General features: G+C 45.6%; 14 protein-coding genes. 9 read left to right on the top strand and 5 right to left on the bottom strand.

What is annotated here, in order from left to right; all coding sequences use genetic code 11:
- Positions 1–158: 158 nt before the first annotated feature.
- From GJQ68_RS12645 to GJQ68_RS12625, 5 genes are all read left to right on the top strand, one after another.
- Positions 159–3335, top strand: a complete 3177-nt coding sequence (locus GJQ68_RS12645) for a SusC/RagA family TonB-linked outer membrane protein (protein ID WP_162341744.1) — start codon at positions 159–161, stop codon at positions 3333–3335.
- A gap of 20 nt (positions 3336–3355) precedes the next feature.
- Complete coding sequence (locus GJQ68_RS12640) at positions 3356–5215, top strand: RagB/SusD family nutrient uptake outer membrane protein (protein WP_162341945.1); 1860 nt, start codon at positions 3356–3358, stop codon at positions 5213–5215.
- A gap of 180 nt (positions 5216–5395) precedes the next feature.
- Positions 5396–8725 (top strand): VCBS repeat-containing protein, encoded by a 3330-nt coding sequence (locus GJQ68_RS12635; protein ID WP_162417652.1) that lies wholly within the window; start codon positions 5396–5398, stop codon positions 8723–8725.
- Between the two features lie 12 nt (positions 8726–8737).
- Positions 8738–10111, top strand: a complete 1374-nt coding sequence (locus GJQ68_RS12630; RefSeq protein ID WP_235941478.1) for a vanadium-dependent haloperoxidase — start codon at positions 8738–8740, stop codon at positions 10109–10111.
- Between the two features lie 33 nt (positions 10112–10144).
- The gene (locus GJQ68_RS12625; protein ID WP_235941476.1) at positions 10145–11533 is read left to right on the top strand and encodes a vanadium-dependent haloperoxidase; all 1389 of its coding nucleotides are present in this window, start codon (positions 10145–10147) and stop codon (positions 11531–11533) included.
- Here GJQ68_RS12625 and nadD read toward each other — a convergent pair whose 3' ends face one another.
- From nadD to GJQ68_RS12605, 4 genes are read right to left on the bottom strand one after another with little or no spacing between them, the layout of a single operon-like run.
- Positions 11534–12100, bottom strand: coding sequence for a nicotinate (nicotinamide) nucleotide adenylyltransferase (gene nadD / locus GJQ68_RS12620; RefSeq protein WP_162417651.1), 567 nt, complete (start codon positions 12098–12100; stop codon positions 11534–11536).
- Positions 12097–12678, bottom strand: a complete 582-nt coding sequence (gmk, locus tag GJQ68_RS12615) for a guanylate kinase (protein ID WP_162417650.1) — start codon at positions 12676–12678, stop codon at positions 12097–12099. Before gmk ends, nadD begins: the two co-directional genes overlap by 4 nt.
- 6 nt (positions 12679–12684) lie before the next feature.
- The gene (locus tag GJQ68_RS12610) at positions 12685–12957 is read right to left on the bottom strand and encodes an anti-sigma factor (RefSeq protein WP_162417649.1); all 273 of its coding nucleotides are present in this window, start codon (positions 12955–12957) and stop codon (positions 12685–12687) included.
- A gap of 17 nt (positions 12958–12974) precedes the next feature.
- A complete protein-coding gene (locus GJQ68_RS12605; protein ID WP_162341732.1) occupies positions 12975–13565 on the bottom strand; it encodes a sigma-70 family RNA polymerase sigma factor in 591 nt (196 codons plus the stop codon).
- Between the two features lie 113 nt (positions 13566–13678).
- On the opposite strand from GJQ68_RS12605, the gene GJQ68_RS12600 reads away from it, so the two are divergent.
- The 4 genes from GJQ68_RS12600 (at position 13679) to murA (ending at position 19052) form a co-directional block, all read left to right on the top strand.
- Positions 13679–14530 (top strand): lysophospholipid acyltransferase family protein, encoded by an 852-nt coding sequence (locus GJQ68_RS12600; protein ID WP_162417648.1) that lies wholly within the window; start codon positions 13679–13681, stop codon positions 14528–14530.
- 201 nt (positions 14531–14731) lie between these two features.
- A complete protein-coding gene (locus tag GJQ68_RS12595) occupies positions 14732–16975 on the top strand; it encodes an ATP-dependent helicase (protein ID WP_162417647.1) in 2244 nt (747 codons plus the stop codon).
- Positions 16976–17067: 92 nt separating this feature from the next.
- On the top strand, positions 17068–17745 hold the full coding sequence (locus GJQ68_RS12590) for a DUF4290 domain-containing protein (protein ID WP_162341726.1): 678 nt from the start codon (positions 17068–17070) through the stop codon (positions 17743–17745).
- Complete coding sequence (murA, locus tag GJQ68_RS12585; protein WP_162417646.1) at positions 17745–19052, top strand: UDP-N-acetylglucosamine 1-carboxyvinyltransferase; 1308 nt, start codon at positions 17745–17747, stop codon at positions 19050–19052. The genes GJQ68_RS12590 and murA overlap by 1 nt, the downstream gene beginning before the upstream one ends.
- On the opposite strand, the gene GJQ68_RS12580 is transcribed toward murA, so the two are convergent.
- Positions 19049–20074, bottom strand: coding sequence for a PorP/SprF family type IX secretion system membrane protein (locus GJQ68_RS12580; protein WP_162417645.1), 1026 nt, complete (start codon positions 20072–20074; stop codon positions 19049–19051). The two genes, murA and GJQ68_RS12580, sit on opposite strands and share 4 nt — an antisense overlap.
- Positions 20075–20100 lie beyond the last annotated feature (26 nt).

The following is a 20100-nucleotide window of genomic DNA, read 5'->3' as shown; positions in this document are numbered from 1 at the left end:
TTGAAAAATTAATTATATTTTTCGCTTTTTTTAAAATTACCCTTTCATCCGAAATTAACGTCTTTTAACAGCCTATTGCATATACCAAAAAATACCTTCACTTTTAAAGTGTTATTTTAACAATAACTTTATCTATTATTAACCTAATTAATTAAAGAATGCAAAATTATTTACCCAAAACAAAACTGTTTTTGTTGGGTTTGGCCTTGCTTTTAGCGAGCAGCCTGACAGTACATGCGCAGTCCAGAGAGGTGACCGGAACGGTCATTTCGTCCGAGGACGACCTGTCCCTACCGGGGGTTTCGGTATTGGTGAAAGGCACCACTCGTGGTGCGGTGACCGATATTGACGGAAACTACCGGATAGCCTTACAACCCGGGGATGAAACGCTGGTTTTTTCCTTTGTGGGTTTTATTAAGCAGGAAGTTGCGATTGGAAACCAGAGTACCATTGACGTTACCCTTGCGCCGGACATGCAGTCCCTGAATGAGGTGGTGGTAGTCGGCTACGGAGAGCAAAAGAAGGAAACCATCACGGGTTCCGTGGCTACGGTAGAAGGTGCTGATTTGGTGAAATCTCCTGCGATGAACCTTACCAACTCCATTGCTGGTCGAATGGCCGGAGTAATTGCCGTAAACCGAAGCGGGGAGCCAGGCTATGATGGTGCTGGAATTCGTATTCGGGGTTCAAATACCCTTGGTAATAACGATGCCCTAATCGTAATTGACGGTATCCCTGCCCGAGCAGGTGGTATTGACAGACTTAATCCAAATGACATCGAGACCATCTCCGTATTGAAAGATGCTTCTGCCGCTATTTATGGAGCCAGAGCAGCAAACGGGGTAATTCTCGTTACTACCAAAAGAGGAAAAGAAGGCAAACCTGAATTAACCTATCAGTTCAACCAGGGCTTTGCCCAGCCTACCGTTATCCCCGAACTGGCAGATGCGGCTCAGTATGGAGAAATGTTGAATGACCTGAGTGTGTACGAACTACCTGTCAGTGAATGGCGATCAGCTACCGATGCCTTTCGTTCTACAGGTACCTACACCCGGCCAGACGGTCAAGAAAGAACAGCTCCTTTCAGTCCTGAGGCGTTAGCTTTGCACAGAGCGGGAACAGATCCCTGGAATTATCCCAACACGGACTGGTACGGAGAAACCTTGAAAACATGGTCGCCGCAGGTACGGCATAACTTACAATTGAATGGTGGATCGGAAAATCTACGATACATGGCCTCTCTGGGATATCAAAACCAGGATGCTTATTACAAAAATTCCGCCACCGGTTACAAGCAGTACGACATGCGGATCAACCTGGATGCAAAAATCAATGAATACATCGATTTGCAATTGGGGGTTTTAGCCCGTCAGGAATATCGATTCTTCCCTACCCGGGGTGCCGGAGCCATCTTTAGAATGCAGATGCGAGGAAAACCCCATGAGCCAGCTTTCTGGCCTGATGGCCGACCCGGACCGGACATTGAAAACGGAGAAAATCCGGTAGTCATCACTACCAACGCCACCGGTTACGATCGGGATACCCGAAACTATTTCCAAACCAACGGTGCCCTGAACATCAAAATTCCTGGGGTGGAAGGTTTGAAATTTCAGGGAACTGCGGCCGTGGATAACCTGAGCAGGTTTCAAAAAAGATGGGAAACTCCCTGGATTTTGTATCAGCGAGGTAATGGGTTTGAAGAGGATGGCGTTACTCCTGTCCTGGTGCCCAGCGAAAGAGGGCCTGCAGAGCCCCGGTTAAGACAAACCAATATCAACCAATTGAACATCCTCCTGGGAGGTGTGTTTAGTTACGAGAAGCAAATCGGGGACCATGTAATAAATGCCTTGGCCGGTGTAAACCAGGAAACCGTGGAGGGAGACGATTTCTTTGCCTATAGAAGGTACTTTATTTCTCCTGCCATTGATCAGATGTTTGCCGGTGGCGATGCTGAAAAAGACAATGGTGGTGGTGCCTTTGAGCGTGCTCGTCTCAATTACTTTGGTCGGGTAGCCTATAATTACCAGGAAAAATACCTGTTTGAATTCCTTTGGAGATACGATGGTTCCTATATTTTCCCGGAGCCTACCCGATTCGGTTTCTTTCCGGGTGTGATGGCAGGATGGGTGATTTCGGAAGAAAATTTCTGGAAAAACAACGTCCCTGTGATGGACTTCTTGAAGTTGAGAGGTTCCTGGGGTCAAATGGGTAACGACCAGATTTTCTTCGGTGGTTCCTTACAAGAGTATCAGTTTTTATCTACCTATGGATTCAGAAGTCAAATTCTGGAAAACACCGAGGCAAAGACCTTGTTTGAAACAAGAGTACCTAACACGGCCATTACCTGGGAAGTGGCCAACAACTCCAACATTGGATTGGAAGGGCAGCTGCTTCAGGGACAAATATTCTTCGAGTTAGATTACTTCTATAATAAACGAACCAATATCCTTTGGAGAAAAAATGCTTCTGTTCCCCAATCAAGTGGGCTTTCAGCACTACTTCCGGCAGAAAACATTGGAGAAGTTGAAAACAAAGGTTTTGATTTCAACCTCGGATACCGCGGTCAAGCTGGAGACCTGTCCTACAGCATCAGTGCTAATGGGGGTTATGCAAAAAACAAAATCCTTTTCTGGGACGAGCCTCCGGGAGCACCGGATTGGCAACGATCCACTGGCAAGCCTATGAATACTCCTGCCCCGGTTTACCTTTACGACGGTGTTTTCGCTAATGAAGATGCCATTGAAGCCGAAACACTGGATTACACGGACATTACCAACCAACTACGTCCGGGAGATATGCGGTTTAAAGATTACGATGGTGACGGTGCCATTACGCCTTTGGATCGGGTACGGTTAGACCGAAACAGTATTCCCCGTCTTCAGGGAGGTGTCAATATGAATGCCACCTTTAGGAATTGGGACATGTCTGTACTTTTCCAGGGAGCGGCTGGTGCCATTGCACTGGTTAGTCTGGGAGAATCCGGTAACATCGGTAACTACCTGTTGGAGTTTTATGAAAACAGATGGACCATTGATAACGAAAGCACGGAGTATCCAAGAATTGCTAACCGAAGCGACCAGTATTACTCCGGAGGAAACGATTTCTGGTACAGAAGTTCCGACTACATTCGTTTGAAAAACCTGGAAGTTGGGTATACCGTACCTCAGCAGGTTGGAGAAAGGTTTGGTATCAGCAACCTGAGATTTTATGCCAACGGGCTAAACCTGCTCACCTGGGATAAGTTAAAGGTATACGATCCGGAATCTGATAACGCTACCGGTCAGTACTATCCACAGGCCAGGGTAATCAATGCAGGTTTGTCTGTTACATTCTAAATCCAAAAACGTTGAATATGATGAAAAATATAAAATATTTAGGGTTGGGTCTCGCCATTTCTTTTCTCAATTTCTCTTGTGATGAGGAGTTTTTGAATACCCAGCCATTAGGAGAAGTATCTGAATCTGCCGTATGGACAGATGCAGGGCTTGCAGAAGCCTTTGTAACCGACCTCTACACCGGTTTGGGACAAGGCGGATTCAATGAACAGGCCTTGGCATCCCTGACGGATGAGGCCATCTTTACCCATCCGGGCAGAAATATCACCACCGTCACGGAAGCACGTTCCAACCCTCAAAATCCCGGTTGGATCGACGGAACCCGAAATTGGCCAAACATGTACAATAGCCTTCGGGCTACGAACATTGCGATCGAAAACCTTACCGACCCGGACTTCTCTAATGACGGAGGTATAGCCGATCGCTTATTGGGAGAGGCTACCTTTATGCGTGCTTATTTCCACCATCAGTTATTGAGGAATTTCGGAGCTGTTCCAATTGCAGATCGTACCTTTACTCTGGATGAGGAGACCTATGCGCTTCCCCGCAATACGTTTGAGGAGGTAGTAAATTTCATCGTTTCCGACCTGGACATGGCTGCGGATTTGTTGAGTGATCACAATCCCATCCGCGGAAGGGCCAATGAGATCGCAGCACTGGCCTTGAAGTCAAGGGTATTGATTTACGCCGCATCCGATTTACATGACATGCCTACCGCCTCTGCTAACTCGGATGTAATTAGCGGGTATCAATACAAGGAACTGATCGGATATACCTCTGGTAACCAAGATCAAAGATACCAAAATGCACTGGATGCAGCGAAGGAAGTGCTGGACAAGGCAAGTGGAAACATGCTTGACCTGACCGAGCCCTTATCTCCGGAGGAAGCCACCCAAACCTACATCAACAATTCCCTTTCCAGAAATGGAGGAGAACAAGAGATGATTTTTGGAAGGTACTTCCTTTCACAGAAACCAGAATGGGGTGGTCGTCACGGCTTGCACAACGGTCCTAACGGTTACAACAACTGGGCGGGAAATACCCCTGTTCAATTATTGATCGATGACTACCAAATGATGGATGGCAGCGATTTTGACTGGGATAATGAAGAACACGCCGGTGCACCCTATGAAGGTCGTGAGCCTCGGTTTTATGCTACTTTCCTTTACGAAGGAGCGCCATGGAAGCCACGTTCTTCTGCCAACCAGGCAAGAGATCCACTGGGACAAATACAGACCGGCACCTATGAGGTGGTAAATAGTCAAGGTGAAAAAGTAACGCATTTTGGATTAGATACCCGAAATAGCCCCATTGAAGATTGGAACGGTAGTTATACCGGCTATTACCTACGGAAATTCATTGAGCCGGATCCAAATTTTGTAGACCAGAATACCTGGCAGGAAATCCCATGGCCCCACATCCGATTCACAGAAGTGATCTTTAATTACGTGGAAGCCAATATTGCCCTGGGTAACGATGAAGAAGCCAGAAATTGGCTGAACAAAATCCGATTCAGAGCCGGATTGCCAGCAGTAACCGCCTCAGGTGAAGAATTGTGGAACATTTTCATCAACGAAAAACGTAAGGAAATGGTCCACGAGGAACAGCGTTATTACGATGCCAGACGTTGGATGATCGCTCCTGAAACACAGGGACGACAGCCCAATGGCATCAGTATCGTGGGTACCCTCAAGCCGGGCAGGGAGCTTTCCATTTACCGTTACGATCCTGAATTTTACGATTACTCCTATGAGGTGATCGAGATTGATCCGGGTAAGGAAAACAGGTTATGGTTGGATAAGATGTACTGGATGCCCATCAGTTTTGATGAATCCCAGCGAAACGAAAACCTTATTCAAAATCCGGGTTACGAGGATTAATACATTTCGATAGACTCATTTATTTTAAAAGGCGATCCATGGATCGCCTTTTTTTTGCGCTAATAGCTGCCATCTGCTACCCTTTCTACTATAAACCCCGGAACATGCTACATCCCAGGCACAAAACCCCAGGAAGCTCCCCAATTATTTCTATATTTGCATGATCATCTAGTCATCCCTATGTACAATAAAGTCCTTTATAAAATACAGCTTTTTGGATTCCTCATTATTTCTTTTTCCTGCCAGGAGGAAGTAGAAAAAACATCTGAAATAAAGCAATTTACGCTCTTATCGAGGGAAGCCACCGGTGTGGATTTTGAAAACACCCTTACCGAAGGATTGAACACGAACATACTGGTGTATGAATATTTTTATAATGGCGGAGGTGTGGCTATCGGCGACCTGAATGGAGATGGGTTTGATGACGTGTATTTCTCGGGAAATATGGTGGAAAACCGCCTCTACCTGAATCGGGGAAATATGAAATTCGAAGATATTACCCAGACTGCCGGCGTACAAACGCGGCAGGGACCCTGGAAAACAGGCGTGACTTTTGCCGATGTGGACGGAGACGGCCTACTGGACATTTACGTCTGCTATTCCGGAAGCTTACCTCCTGAAAAACGGAAGAACGAATTGTATATCAATCAAGGTCCAAACGAACAGGGAATCCCTGTTTTCAAAGAAATGGCAGCCCAATTTGGTGTCGATAGCGAGGCTACCAGCACCCAAGCCAGCTTTTTTGATTTTGACAATGATGGCGATCTGGATTTGTTTTTACTTAATCATAATCCAAAATCCCTGCCGGTACTAGACGAATCCAGCACGGCCGAAATCCTGAAAAACACCGATCCGGCAGGGCCGCAACTTTTCAGAAACGATGGAGGAACTTTTACGGAAATTACCCAGGAAGCGGGTATACAGCAGGTAGCCTTGTCCTACGGATTAGGCGCCGGAATCGCCGATGTTAATGGTGATGGGTGGATGGATATCTACGTCAGTAATGATTATACGGCACCGGATTACCTCTACCTGAATAATGGCGATGGTACCTTTACCGACGTGATTGGCGATGCCATGGGCCATACCTCTCATTTTTCCATGGGCAATGATATCGCCGACATCAACAATGACGGGTATCCGGATATTTTTACACTTGACATGCTGCCGGAAGGTAACAAACGGCAAAAATTATTGATGGCTCCGGACAATTATGAAAAATTTGAATATAAAGTGAATGTTGGTTTTCACCATCAGTACATGCGGAACATGCTCCATATAAACCACGGAAATGGCTTGTATAGTGAAATAGGACAGGTAGCCGGGGTTTCCAACACCGATTGGAGCTGGGCTGCCTTGCTGGCAGATTTTGACAATGACGGGCATAAAGACTTATATGTTACAAACGGATATTTCCGGGACTACACCAATCAGGATTTCTTAAAATACATGGCCGACTACCTAAAGAACAATCAAAATGGGTTGCGGAGAGAGAACATCCTGGAATTGGTGCAAAGCATGCCGTCTTCGGATTTAGCGAATTATATTTTCAAGAATAAAGACGGATTGCAATTCGAAAAAAAATCGGAAGAATGGGGGGTCGACCAAAATGCCAATAGCAATGGTGCAGCCTACGCCGACCTGGATAATGATGGTGACCTGGACCTAATCATCAATAACATCAACCAGCCCGCTTTTATCTACCAAAACAATTCGGATTCGCTGGCCAAAAATAACCGCTATTTAAAGGTTAAGTTAAATGGAACGGCAGGAAATAGTCAGGGCGTGGGCGCAAAGGTAAGGCTCTACCATGGAGATCAGCTGCAGACGCTAGAACAAATGCCAACCAGAGGATACCAGTCGAGTGTATCTCCTACGCTGCATTTTGGTCTGGGAGAAGTAGCGCAGATTGATTCACTGGTGGTTACCTGGCCTGGGGGATTGTCTGAAAAAATATTCGATATTCAAAGCAACCAGACCCTAAGCCTGATGCAGGAAAACGCCGTGGACAGGTTGCCGGTGTCTGAAGAGCCCCCTGCACTTTTTGTAGAAATCCCCTCTCCAATCGAACATCAGTCACCTGCTAACACCATCAATGATTTTAAGCGGCAGCCGCTCCTGGTCAATCCCCTTTCTTTCTCAGGTCCGGTGATGAAACGAGCCGATCTAAATGGAGACGGTCTGGACGATCTTTTTGTAGGAGGAGAAAAGGGACAGGCAGGAAAAATCTACCTTCAACAAACCGATGGAAGCTTCCGGATAAAAAGCAATCCCGACTTGGATAATGATCGGGATTTCCAGGATACAGATGCACTTTTGGTAGATTTTACCGGGGACGGCCATGCCGACCTGTACGTGGGGAGTGGTGGATACGGTTCCCTGTTACCGGAAGACCCTTTATTACAAGACAGGCTCTATGTAAATGACGGGCGGGGAAATTTCTCCCGGTCAACCGATTTGCTACCGAAAATGCTGACAAGCACCGGTGCCCTCGCTGCACATGATATCAACAATGACGGGTTTCAAGACATTTTTGTCGGCGGCAGGCTGATTCCGGGAAGGTACCCGGAAATTCCTCAAAGCTACCTGCTCCTTAACGAAGGACTTGGAAAAATGGCAGACAAAACAGCCGATTGGTGCCCGGAACTTTCCAGTCTTGGGTTAGTCACCGATGCCGCTTGGGTGGACCTCCACAACGACGGAACTACCGAGCTGGTCGTGGTGGGAGAATGGATGCCTATTTCCGTTTTTGAAAACCAAGGGGGTAGACTTCTTCGTTCTTCTGAAAAGTATATTGCGGAACCCCAGCACGGTTGGTGGAACCACCTGCATATAAGTGATGTGAATGCCGATGGGAAACCGGATTTGGTGCTGGGAAACCATGGGCTAAACAGCCAGGTAAAGGCCAGTAAAGCCGAACCAGCAGAAATGTATTATAAGGATTTTGATAATAATGGTGCAATTGATCCGATTCTGAGCTTTTACATTGAGGGGGAACCCTATCCATACCTTACCCGGGACGAACTTCTGGACCAGGTTTCCATGATGAGAACCCGGTTTACGGATTATGAAAGCTTTTCCGAGGCAAAGTTGGAAAATATTTTTTCTGAAAAAGAACTTGAAAATGCTGGATACCTTAAGGCTACGACATTAGAAACCTGTTTGTTTGTCAGCACTGGGAATCAATTGTTGGAAAAAATATCCCTGCCAGTAGAAGCCCAGTTTTCACCGGTTTTTTCGATAGAAAGCGGGGACCTGAATAAGGATGGTCATATGGATTTAATTCTGGGAGGGAACATTGATAGGGCTCGATTACGTTTTGGTAAATACGATGCCAGTTACGGCACCATTCTGATGGGAGACGGCAAGGGTAACTTTCGGTATTTACCTCAAAAAAGATCCGGTCTTACCATCAAGGGAGATGTGCGAAGTATGGAAATAATCAATGGGAATCTATTGGTCGGAATCAATCAGGGTCCCGTGGTTGCCTATCGCTTACAGAACCAGTAAATTGAACGATAAATGAACCTAATAGGCAAGTCACAGATAAAACGAAATATGGGCACCCGGCTCGTCTTGGGCATCATGTTGGTTTCGGTCTTTTTTTCTTGTCAGCCGACGGGAGAAAAAAAACCTTTGCCAGCGGAAAGCATTGGATGGGTCACCGAAAAAATGACAGATTTAATGGTGCATGACATCACCAATCCTCCACTTGCGGGGCGATTCTACGCCTATGCCTGCCTGTCAGGCTACGAGGTATTGGCCACCAATAGTGAGAGAAACCCCTCTTTTTCGGGATTTCTAAACGGGCTGGATTCCATCGCTCAACCGGATTGGGAAAGCCCTTCGCTTGCTATGAGTGCTATCTTTGCTATGACCCACACCGCAGGAGCCATGCAGCCTTCCGGTACCGAAATGGAGGCCTTTGAGCAATCCTTTGCAGACTCTTGCAGCAGTTGGGGCTATGGTGAACAGGAGATTTCACGGGCAAAAGCCTACGGGAAATTCATAAGCAGCCAAATACTGGAATATGCGAACGCCGATCGGTACCGGGAGATCAGTAACTACCCACGCTACCAGCCCTCTCCCGGAGAAGGCAAATGGTATCCCACTCCTCCTGGATATTTTGCGCCTGTCGAACCCTATTTTAATACGGTAAGGCCCTTTTTGCTTAGTAGTTCGGATCAGTTTAAGCCCAAACCGCCGGTTCCTTTTTCATCTAACTCTGATTCGGAGTTTTATAAATTAATGCAGGAAGTGTACGAATTGGAAATGAATAAGGAGCAGCGGGAAATAGCTGCATTCTGGGATTGCAATCCGTTTGCCCTGGAGGAGACTGGCCACTTGATGGTAGGAGTCAAACAAATTTCTCCAGGAGGACACTGGATGGGCATCACGGATATTGCTTGTCAAAAAGCCGGTTTGGAATTTGAAGAAGCGATGAAAGTCAATAGTATTGTTGCTTTGGGATTAATGGATGGTTTCATTAGTTGTTGGGATGAAAAATACAGGAGTGATCGCATCCGACCCGAAACGGCCATCCGTAAATACCTGGACCCGTCATATAAGCCCATGCTACAGACGCCGCCATTTCCGGAATACCTTAGCGGCCATTCCACTATTTCCACCACTTCTGCCGTCATACTTAGCCATTTCTTTGGCGAGCAATTTTCCTACACGGACACGGTGGAAGAGAAATATGGCCTGGGAACCAGAGATTACGAATCCTTTCTTCAGGCCTCTGAGGAAGCCAGTATTTCCAGGCTTTATGGAGGGATTCACTATATGGATGCCATTACCCGTGGCCAGGATCAGGGGAAAAAAGTGGGGGAATGGATCCTGGCAAAACACCAGGCGCACCTGGACAAACGAAATGCACTCGTGGTAAATGACTGATTCACTTGCTATCTTAAGGTTAATTTCAAAGAAATGACACTAGTGACAAAAAGCCTTCGAATACACCTGGTTACGGCCATTTTTAGTTGGTCAATGCTATTTTCTGCCTGTGCTCCAAACGAGGAATACAAAGCGTTACTGCAGGAGAACCAATTGCTGATTAATGCCAATGGACAACTGACTGATGTCATCGTTCACGACATTTTTTCTCCTCCGGTTGCCAGCCGGATTTACGCCTACCCGGCAATAGCCGCCTATGAAGCTGCGGTATTGGCAGCACCGGAAACCTATATTTCCTTAATGGGCCAATTGAAGGGATCCAATCCCCTTTTGGTTCAGATGGACGGCGATCCCGAAGCGATCAATTTCCACCTGGCGGCCTTGGCGGCTTATTATAAGGTCGCCTCTCAATTGGTTTTTTCTGAGGATGACATGATGGCATACAGGGATGCTGCCTTTGAGAAAATTCAGGAAGCAGGCATGCCCGATGCCGACTTTGAAGCGGCCGTTGATTTGGGTGAGTCCATCGGTGAACAGATCCTGGTTTATGCATCGCAGGATAACTACCACCAAAGCCGGTCATTTGAAAAATACACCATTCGAAATGATCCGGGAAGCTGGCGGCCCACGCCCCCGGCCTATATGGAAGGTATCGAACCCCATTGGAATAAAATTAGAACCTTCTTTTTGGATTCTGCAGACCAATTCATCCCTCCTCCTCCCCCTCCATTTGACACCGTTCCGGATAGTCGCTTTTATCAGGATGCTTTTGAGGTAATGGAAGCCGGAAATCAGATGGATGACCATCAGGAGGAAATCGCCTATTTTTGGGACTGCAATCCCTATAAAATGAATGTCAAAGGACATGTGATGTACGCGGAGAAGAAAATCACGCCGGGGGGCCATTGGATGGGCATAGCAGGAATTGCCTCGAAAGCCAAAAATCTCAATTGGAAACAAACAGCAGAGACCATGGCCGTCACTTCCATTTACCTGTTTGATGCCTTTATTTCCTGTTGGGACGAAAAATACCGAAGTGTGCTGATAAGGCCTGAAACCTACATCAATCAATACATGGATGAGAGCTGGACTCCTTTGTTGCAAACGCCCCCCTTTCCGGAGTATACCAGTGGACACAGTGTGATTTCCACGGCAGCCTCGCTGGCCCTAACAGACCTACTGGGAGAACCCTTCACTTTCCTGGATTCTACGGAGGTAAAGTATGGACTGGGTACGCGCGAATTTAACTCCTTTCGGGAAGCTGCTGAAGAAGCTGCCATCAGCCGGTTTTATGGAGGCATCCATTATTTACCGGCAATCGAGCACGGGGTAGATCAGGGAAAAGCGGTGGCATCCTGGATTGACCGGCACATTCAGACCAGAAAAATTTCTCTGGCTGAAAATGCCCCACAGGACAAGTGATCAGATAAAAAAATTCTTATCCCGAATGTAATCCAGTACGTGCGGATGAAGTAGGTACCTCACCGATCCTCCCCGCTGTAACGTTTTACGAATAAATGTGGCGGAAATATCTAACAAAGGGGCTTCGACGTAGCGAATGTTTTCGTGTTCCAGCGTCTTATTTTTTCCTGGCCTGGGGTACACATACATCCCGTACTGCTTCAGGATTTCTTCGCTGTTTTTCCACTTATGAAAGTGGGTTAGGTTATCTCCCCCTAAAATCAACGAAAACTCATGGTTGGGAAATTTTTCAGAAAGGTAGGTCAGTGTGTCGATGGTATAGCTTGGCCTGGGCATGTGAAACTCCACATCCACTACCTTGAAGCTAAAATGATCAGCGGTGGCAAGTTCTACCATTCGTAAGCGATCAAACTCATGCAGCAGGGAGCGTCTAGATTTGTGAGGGTTTTGTGGGGAAACCACAAACCAAACTTCTTCTAAATCGGTCTGGTCCTGAAGGGTATCGGCAATGATCAGATGACCGATATGGATGGGGTTGAATGAGCCGAAAAACAGTCCTACTTTCAAACCGACTGATCATCAATAAATTCCCTAACAAGCTTTTCGGCCTCCTGAAATGAAACTTGCAAATCCTCGTTGATTAAGGTAATATCAAATCGATCTTCAAACCCCATTTCAAATTTGGCTTTATAAATCCTTCTGGAGAGGCTTTCTTCCGACTCGGTGCCCCTTCCTCGCAGCCGCTCTGCCAGGTCTTCCATGGAAGGCACTTTCACGAATACCGCCAGTGCTTTACTTCCGAAGTAGTTTTTTAAATTCAGTCCACCTTTGACATCCACATCAAAAATGACGTGTTTACCTGCATCCCAAATGCGTTGGATTTCTTCTTTCAGGGTCCCGTAAAAATTGCCTTCGTACACTTCTTCCCATTCAATGAATGCATTTTGATCAATTTTGGCACGAAACGCCTCTGGTGTAAGAAAATAATAATCCTTTCCGTTCTCTTCGGCTCGCCCTCTCCTATCTCGTGTGCATGCAGAAATGGAAAAACCAAGTTGCGGTATTTGTTGAAGGAGATGTTTGACGATGGTTGTCTTCCCTGATCCGGAGGGGGCTGAAAAAATAATCGCTTTTCCCTGAGCCATAAAAGTTTACTTGATTTCCTGTATTTTTTGCCGAATGGTATCTGCTAATTCCGCAGGGACCATGTGCTTGGTACATTTGTTTTTCAACACTTCCCGAATAACTTTTTCCAGATGATAATGCTCAAAACAAGGTTGACATTTCGCTAATTTTTCATCCAAAATTTCTTTTGATGCCGTGGTCTCTTCCCCATCCAGAATGCTTTCCAATAGCTCGAAGCATTTGCTTTCATCACTACAGTTCAATTTTCTCTTGTTGGATGTGTTTAGATTTTTGTCCATTTCAACTAGTTTTTCGATTATTCTTCATCCGTATCATAGCCCATATTTTCAGCATAGGAACGGAGTTTATCCTTCAAAAGGTTCCTGGCACGGTGAAGCCTTGACCGTACCGTACCGATGGGGATATCCAGGATCTTTGCCATTTCTTCATACGTAAACCCTTCCAGATCACAAAGAATTATCACCGTCCTGAAATCCACAGCCAAGCTATTGAGTGCATTGGAAATTTCGTCTCCCAACATGTCTTTGACCGCATCGACCCTCAAATCTGAGGTCATACTATAGTCAACATTATCGGAGTTGTAATAAGTTTCAACTTCTTGATAATCTACTTTTGACGGTTGCTTGCTTTTCTTCCGGTACTCGTTGATAAAACTGTTTTTCAAAATCCTGAAAAGCCAGGCTTTGGCATTGGTACCTTGTTCAAATGAGTTGATAAACCGATACGCTTTTAGGTAAGTATCCTGAACCAGATCTTTCGCATCGTCCTCATCAAATGTCAACCTGTACGCAAAATTATACATGGAATCAATATGAGGCATGAACTCATGATCAAAGATGCTGTTTTTTTCTTTATCGGAATATTTTTTTCGCTGCACTTCGGACATAGATTATAAAATTACAAATTGACTTTATTTATAACTAATTTAAACCAAGAAAGTCGACAATTTTTCATTATTTTGAACTTCCTTAACGCCTGACCAACCCAGCATTTTATCGCATGATCATTATTCGCCTCCTTTCTAAATTGCCATTGAGGGTTTTATTTGTGCTGTCAGATTTAATTTACTTCCTGGCCTATTACCTCATAGGCTACCGAAAAAATATCGTCCGTAATAACCTGAAACAAGCCTTTCCAGAAAAACCCAGCAAAGAAAGACGGCAAATCGAAAAAAAATTCTACCGGAATTTCACCGATTCACTGGTCGAAACGATCAAACTGCTTACCATTGGCAAAAAAGAACTGAACAAACGGTTTCTGGTAAAAAACCCCGCTCTGATTTTTGATAAAGTGGACCAGGGAGAGATTATCATCGGGATGTGTGGACATCTTTTCAATTGGGAAGGCCATTTGCTTACGGTGTCTTCGGAAGTACATGAGAAATGCGAGACCATTTATACCCGCGTTAACCAGCCATTTTTCGAAGATCTCATGCACAAAATCAGGGGAAGAATGGGAGCTGACCTGACCGAGCGAAAATCATTTCAGCGAGCATTTTTAAAAAAAAGACATACGCCGAGACTGATCGTTCTGGCAGCAGACCAAAGGCCCAATAGGGTGGATATCCGCTATCGCAGGCCTTTTTTGAACCGCGAAACCACTTTTTTTGAGGGAGGAGAAAAATTATCCAAAAAATTCAACCTGACGGTAATCTATGCCTACATTACCAAACCCAGACGTGGATATTATGAATATGAATACCGTATTCTGGCCAAACCGCCGTATGATAGCGAGCAGCCTCATAGCATAACGGACACCTTCGTCAAATTATTAGAGGAGAACATCCGGGATCAACCCGCTCTTTACTTATGGTCCCATAACCGATGGAAGGAAAACTGGTCCCAACGCTGATTATTGGAGAAAAATGGTTCAATCGCTTGTTGCCTTTGGAAAAGGCTTTTCCGCTTTATATACAACGGCAGGTTTAACCGCTCAGGTAAATCCAGAGATGGCATGACATTTCAAATCTCAAAAAGGATAACCTAAAAAAGAATTGGTAACTTTGATCTGGCTAATTACCATCCTCTGAATAAAGAAAATCGAATAAGCCCTATGGATTACTTATCAAGCCTCAATCCCCCCCAACGAGAAGCAGTAGAGCGGACGGAGGGGCCGGTGATGATCATTGCCGGTGCCGGATCCGGCAAGACCAGGGTATTGACCTACCGAATTGCGCATCTGATCCATGCCCGGAAAGTAGATCCCTTTCAGATATTATCCCTGACCTTTACTAATAAAGCTGCCAGTGAAATGAAGCAGCGCATAGAAAAACTGATTGGATTGGAAGCCAGAAATACCTGGATGGGAACCTTCCACTCCGTATTTGCCAAAATCCTTCGGGTAGAAGCCCAGAAGCTTGGCTACCCCTCAAATTTCACCATTTACGATACCGATGACAGTAAATCGCTGATTCGTTCGATTGTCCGGGAGATGAAACTGGACGATAAGGTGTACAAGGCCAATACGGTTTTATCCCGCATTTCGGGTGCCAAAAACCGGCTTATTTCCTGGGAGACCTACCTGAATGACCCCTACATTACCGCTGATGATGAAGCGGCTATGAAGCCTAAAGTCGGCGAGATTTACAAAAATTATCAAAAACGGTTGTTTCGCTCCGGAGCTATGGATTTTGACGATTTACTGTTTAATACCAACGTTCTTTTCAGGGACCATCCGGATGTATTGAATAAATACCAGCAACGTTTCCGATACGTGATGGTGGACGAGTTTCAGGACACCAACCTTTCCCAATACCTGATCACCAAAAAACTGGCTGCGGTACACCAAAATATTTGCGTGGTAGGCGACGATGCGCAAAGCATTTATGCCTTCAGAGGTGCCGATATTCAGAACATCCTCAATTATGAGAAAGACTACCCGGACCTGTTTATCGTCAAACTGGAACAGAATTACCGATCTACCAAAAATATTGTAGAAACGGCTAACTCCATCATCGCCAAAAATAAATCCCAGCTTCAAAAAAACGTGTGGACGCAAAATGATCAAGGGGATTTGATTGAATTGATGAAAGCTTCCTCTGATAACGAGGAAGGGAGAATGGTGGCAACGACCATCTTTGAGGAAAAAAACAACAAAAAATTGCGAAATAGTGATTTCGCCATTCTCTACCGCACCAATTCCCAGTCCCGATCCATGGAGGAAGCGCTGCGGAAGTTGGGTATTTCATACCGAATCGTAGGGGGACTTTCCTTTTACCAGCGAAGAGAAATAAAAGACCTGATGGGTTATTTCAGGTACGTGGTCAACCAGGAAGATGAAGAAGCCTTCAAGCGGGTCATCAATTATCCCAAAAGAGGAATTGGGGCCAGTAGTGTGGAAAAAATGATGGTGGCCGCTTACGAGCATGACATTGGGCTGTGGGAAGTGATTTCCAACAGCAGCAGTTTCTTATCCGGTCGCGCGGCAAATGCCGTAGGAGATTTCTGCACCATGATCCGTAGCTTTAAAATCGAAGCTGAGCGAAAAGATGCTTTCGAAGCAGCCACGAGCATTGCGAAACAATCCGGTTTGTTGCGGGAATTGTACGAGGACAAGACCATTGAAGGGCTGAATCGCTATGAAAACGTGCAGGAATTGCTGAATGCCATGAAGGAGTACGTGGACAATCCCGAAAATGAGGACAAATCCCTGGGTGCTTTTTTACAGGAAATTGCGCTGTTGACGGATGAGGACCAAAATAAAGAAAACCAGGATACGGTCACATTGATGACCATTCATGCCTCCAAGGGGCTGGAATTCAAGTACGTATTTGTGGTAGGCATGGAGGAGGACCTCTTTCCCTCCCAAATGATGATGCAAAGCCGGGAAGACCTGGAGGAAGAGCGGCGGCTTTTTTATGTGGCCTCCACCCGGGCAATGGAAAGATTATACCTGAGCTATGCCCTGACCCGGTATCGGTACGGGAGATTGCTCAACTGTGAGCCCAGCCGGTTTTTAGAGGAAATTGACCCTACCTTTGTTAAAGTAAATAAAAAAATCAGCAGCACCCTTTCCAGCAGTTTTAGGGATTCCGAAGGCAGTCAGGGATTTGTCGGATTAAAAAAACCGGCCATGCGAAACGCCACAGCGAAGATACATACCCCCAGCCCGGATTTCAAACCTTCCAACACCCATAATTTGACAGAAGGAATGAAAGTAGAACATCCCAAGTTTGGATTTGGCCTGGTGAAAGCAATTGAAACGGAAGGTGTGAATCGAAAGGCTCATATTCACTTCGACCATTTTGGAGATAAAACTTTATTACTTAGCTTTGCAAAACTTCGCATCGTAGATTAAGACCGAAGGCGGATACCCAAAACAAAGCGTACTGACAAATGCCTATTTTTTAGTATATTGACAAAAGTTCAGGAAACTTAAATGCAGGTATCATGACCAATAATGAAAAGCCTAAAAACAAAGTTATTTTGAAAGAATACGGAAAAAACATCCAAAAATTAGTGGATTACATCAAGACGGTTCCAGAGGATGAAAAAAGGACGGAATACGCCTACGCCCTGGTGGAGTTGATGAAACAGCTTAATCCACTATTAAAAACCGAAAGCGACCAGAAGCTTTGGGACGACATGTACATCATGTCTGATTTTGAACTGGAGGTGAATGGTCCTTTTCCCATGCCTCCAAAGGAACTCCTGGGAAAAAAACCCCAGCCAATTGGCTACCCGGAAGGTGAAGTGAGGTTCAAGCATTATGGAAGAAACATCGAAAAACTTATCGAAAAAGCCATCGAGATAGAAGATGACGATGAGCAGGAAACCGCTTTGATTTATATTGGCCAATTAATGAGAAGTTTTCACTCCACCTGGAACAGGGAAAACTTTGATGATGCCATTATCATTGATGATATCAAAACACTTTCCAAGGGAAAACTACACATAGACCTGGATAAAGTGAAGGAGAACGGACTTTTTGAAACCAGTATGCGAAGGGATTTTAAAACCAACGTAGCCACTCCGCAAAACAGCTCTTCGAACAGTGGTGGACGAAGGAATTACGGCGGAGGTAAGCGACGAAACAACAGTTCCAATAGCAAAAAAAGAAGAAATTAATGGCATCATTCCGGGTAAAGGGTGGGACGCAGCTCAAAGGAGAGATCGTTCCCCAGGGTGCAAAAAACGAGGCACTGCAGATTCTTTGTGCCGTTTTGTTAACCTCCGAAGAGGTAATCGTCGAAAAAATCCCAAACATTCGCGATGTCAATAAACTAATGGACCTGCTTTCGGATATGGGGGTCCTGATTGAAAAAAAAGGCCCGGAAAGTTACTCCTTTACAGCAAAAAATATCAAACTTTCCTATTTGGACTCGGAGGAATACCTTCAAAAAGCTTCCGGACTCCGTGGGTCCGTGATGCTACTGGGCCCCTTGCTTGCCCGGTTTGGGAGAGGAAGAATTTCCAAACCCGGAGGCGATAAGATCGGCAGGAGAAGGATGGATACCCATTTCACTGGTTTTCAAAAACTCGGAGCCAAATTTCATTACGACGGAAAAAAAGGAATCTATAAAATTGATGGGAGCAAGCTCACCGGCACCTACATGCTCCTGGACGAAGCTTCCGTTACCGGCACGGCTAATATCATTATGGCCGCCTGCATGGCCAGTGGAAAAACCACCATCTACAATGCCGCCTGCGAACCTTACCTTCAGCAACTGTGCCTGATGATCAATCGCATGGGAGGTAAAATAACCGGTATCGGTTCCAACCTCCTGCACATTGAAGGCGTAGACAAGCTGAAAGGCACCAGCCATACCTTGCTACCAGACATGATTGAAATTGGTTCATTCATAGGCCTGGCCGCCATGACCCAATCCGAAATCACCATCAAAAACGCTCGGGTCGATAAACTTGGCCTGATTCCGGAAACGTTTCAGCGATTGGGAATAAAAATGGAAATCAGAGACGATGATATTTTCATCCCCTCCCAGAAGTTATACGAAATTGAAACCTTTATCGATGGTTCCATTCTTACGGTTTCCGATGCCATCTGGCCCGGTTTCACTCCCGACCTGCTAAGCATTGTGTTGGTTATCGCCACGCAAGCCAAAGGCACCGTTCTAGTCCATCAGAAAATGTTTGAAAGCCGCTTGTTTTTTGTGGATAAATTGATAGACATGGGTGCGCAAATTATTTTATGCGATCCACACCGGGCTACCGTTATCGGACTGGCGCGCAAATACCCTCTAAAAGCCATCCGTATGACTTCACCGGACATCCGGGCAGGTGTGGCTTTATTAATTGCCGCCATGTCTTCAGATGGCACTTCTGTTATCGATAATGTGGAGCAAATTGACCGGGGCTATCAATACATCGACCAACGTCTCAACGCCCTGGGAGCGGATATCGTGCGATTTGATTAAAACCGGAAGCAGGGAATGATCGTGCTCCTCTTATTACGCTCTTTCGGATCCCCGTATAAAAAAGAATACCGGATAGAAAATTCGTGAGCGCCTGCAGAACTCCCCAGGCTTAGCTTGGAAGCGGTAAAGTCAAAACTATACCCAATGTCTATCCCATTGTTCAGTACCACTCCCAGCAAGCCTACAATGGACTCGTTATTGGGCAAATCGTATTTGACGGGAAAACCTCTGTACCAGACCCCCAGGATCAACGGTTCTATAAACAACTGGGCACCCAGATCCAGTTGATTAAATGGATCCTGATGCTTATAATTAAAAGCAAAAAATGCAGAGCGTTCCTGACGCGTATTGCTATAGTAATTATTAATCATTCCCTCTCCCAGATTAAATTTGATGCCGCCATGGGCTGAAAGCCTCATGGGCAACTCACTGATATTGCCATCCACAAAAGAAGTATTGGGTTCGGAAAGGTGATGACCCGATACCCCTACCCACATCATCTGCGTATGAAACACCATACCGAAATTATAATCCACAAAGCTGTGCTTATAGTCAGCCGCCATCAGCTCACCGCTAAAATCATCAATATACCCACGTTCGATATCCAACTGAGAGCCGAATACCAAATCACCAAAATAGGCATCCCTGGTTACAAAACTGGCCTGTCCACCAAATCTGAGGTAGGAGTCCAGTCCTAAATGCACTTTATAGGAATAGACCAGACCCACCTCATTGGTGCTGAGTTGTGATTGGCTTTCCCTAGTGGAATTGATGATCAGACCTGCTCCCGAATTGATGTCAAACATGTAATGATCTATGTAAGCCGAATAGGAGACAAAAGAATGGTCCAGTCCTGGCCACTGGTTTCTGTAGTTGGCCCCGATCCGGGTCAGTTCCGTTGCCCCCGCAAATGCCGGATTCAGATACAATGGTGCTGCATAAAATTGAGAATACTGCATGTCCTGGGCCTGTACAAAATTGCAGGTCAACATAAAAATAAGTAGGGTATATATCGTTTTCATCACTCCATCCGTTTATTCATCCTATC

This window comes from Cyclobacterium roseum (assembly GCF_010119225.1).
GTDB classification, from domain to species: Bacteria; Bacteroidota; Bacteroidia; order Cytophagales; family Cyclobacteriaceae; genus Cyclobacterium; species Cyclobacterium roseum.
Note: the sequence above shows the minus strand (reverse complement) of the source record. Positions and strands in the feature narration are given on the sequence as shown.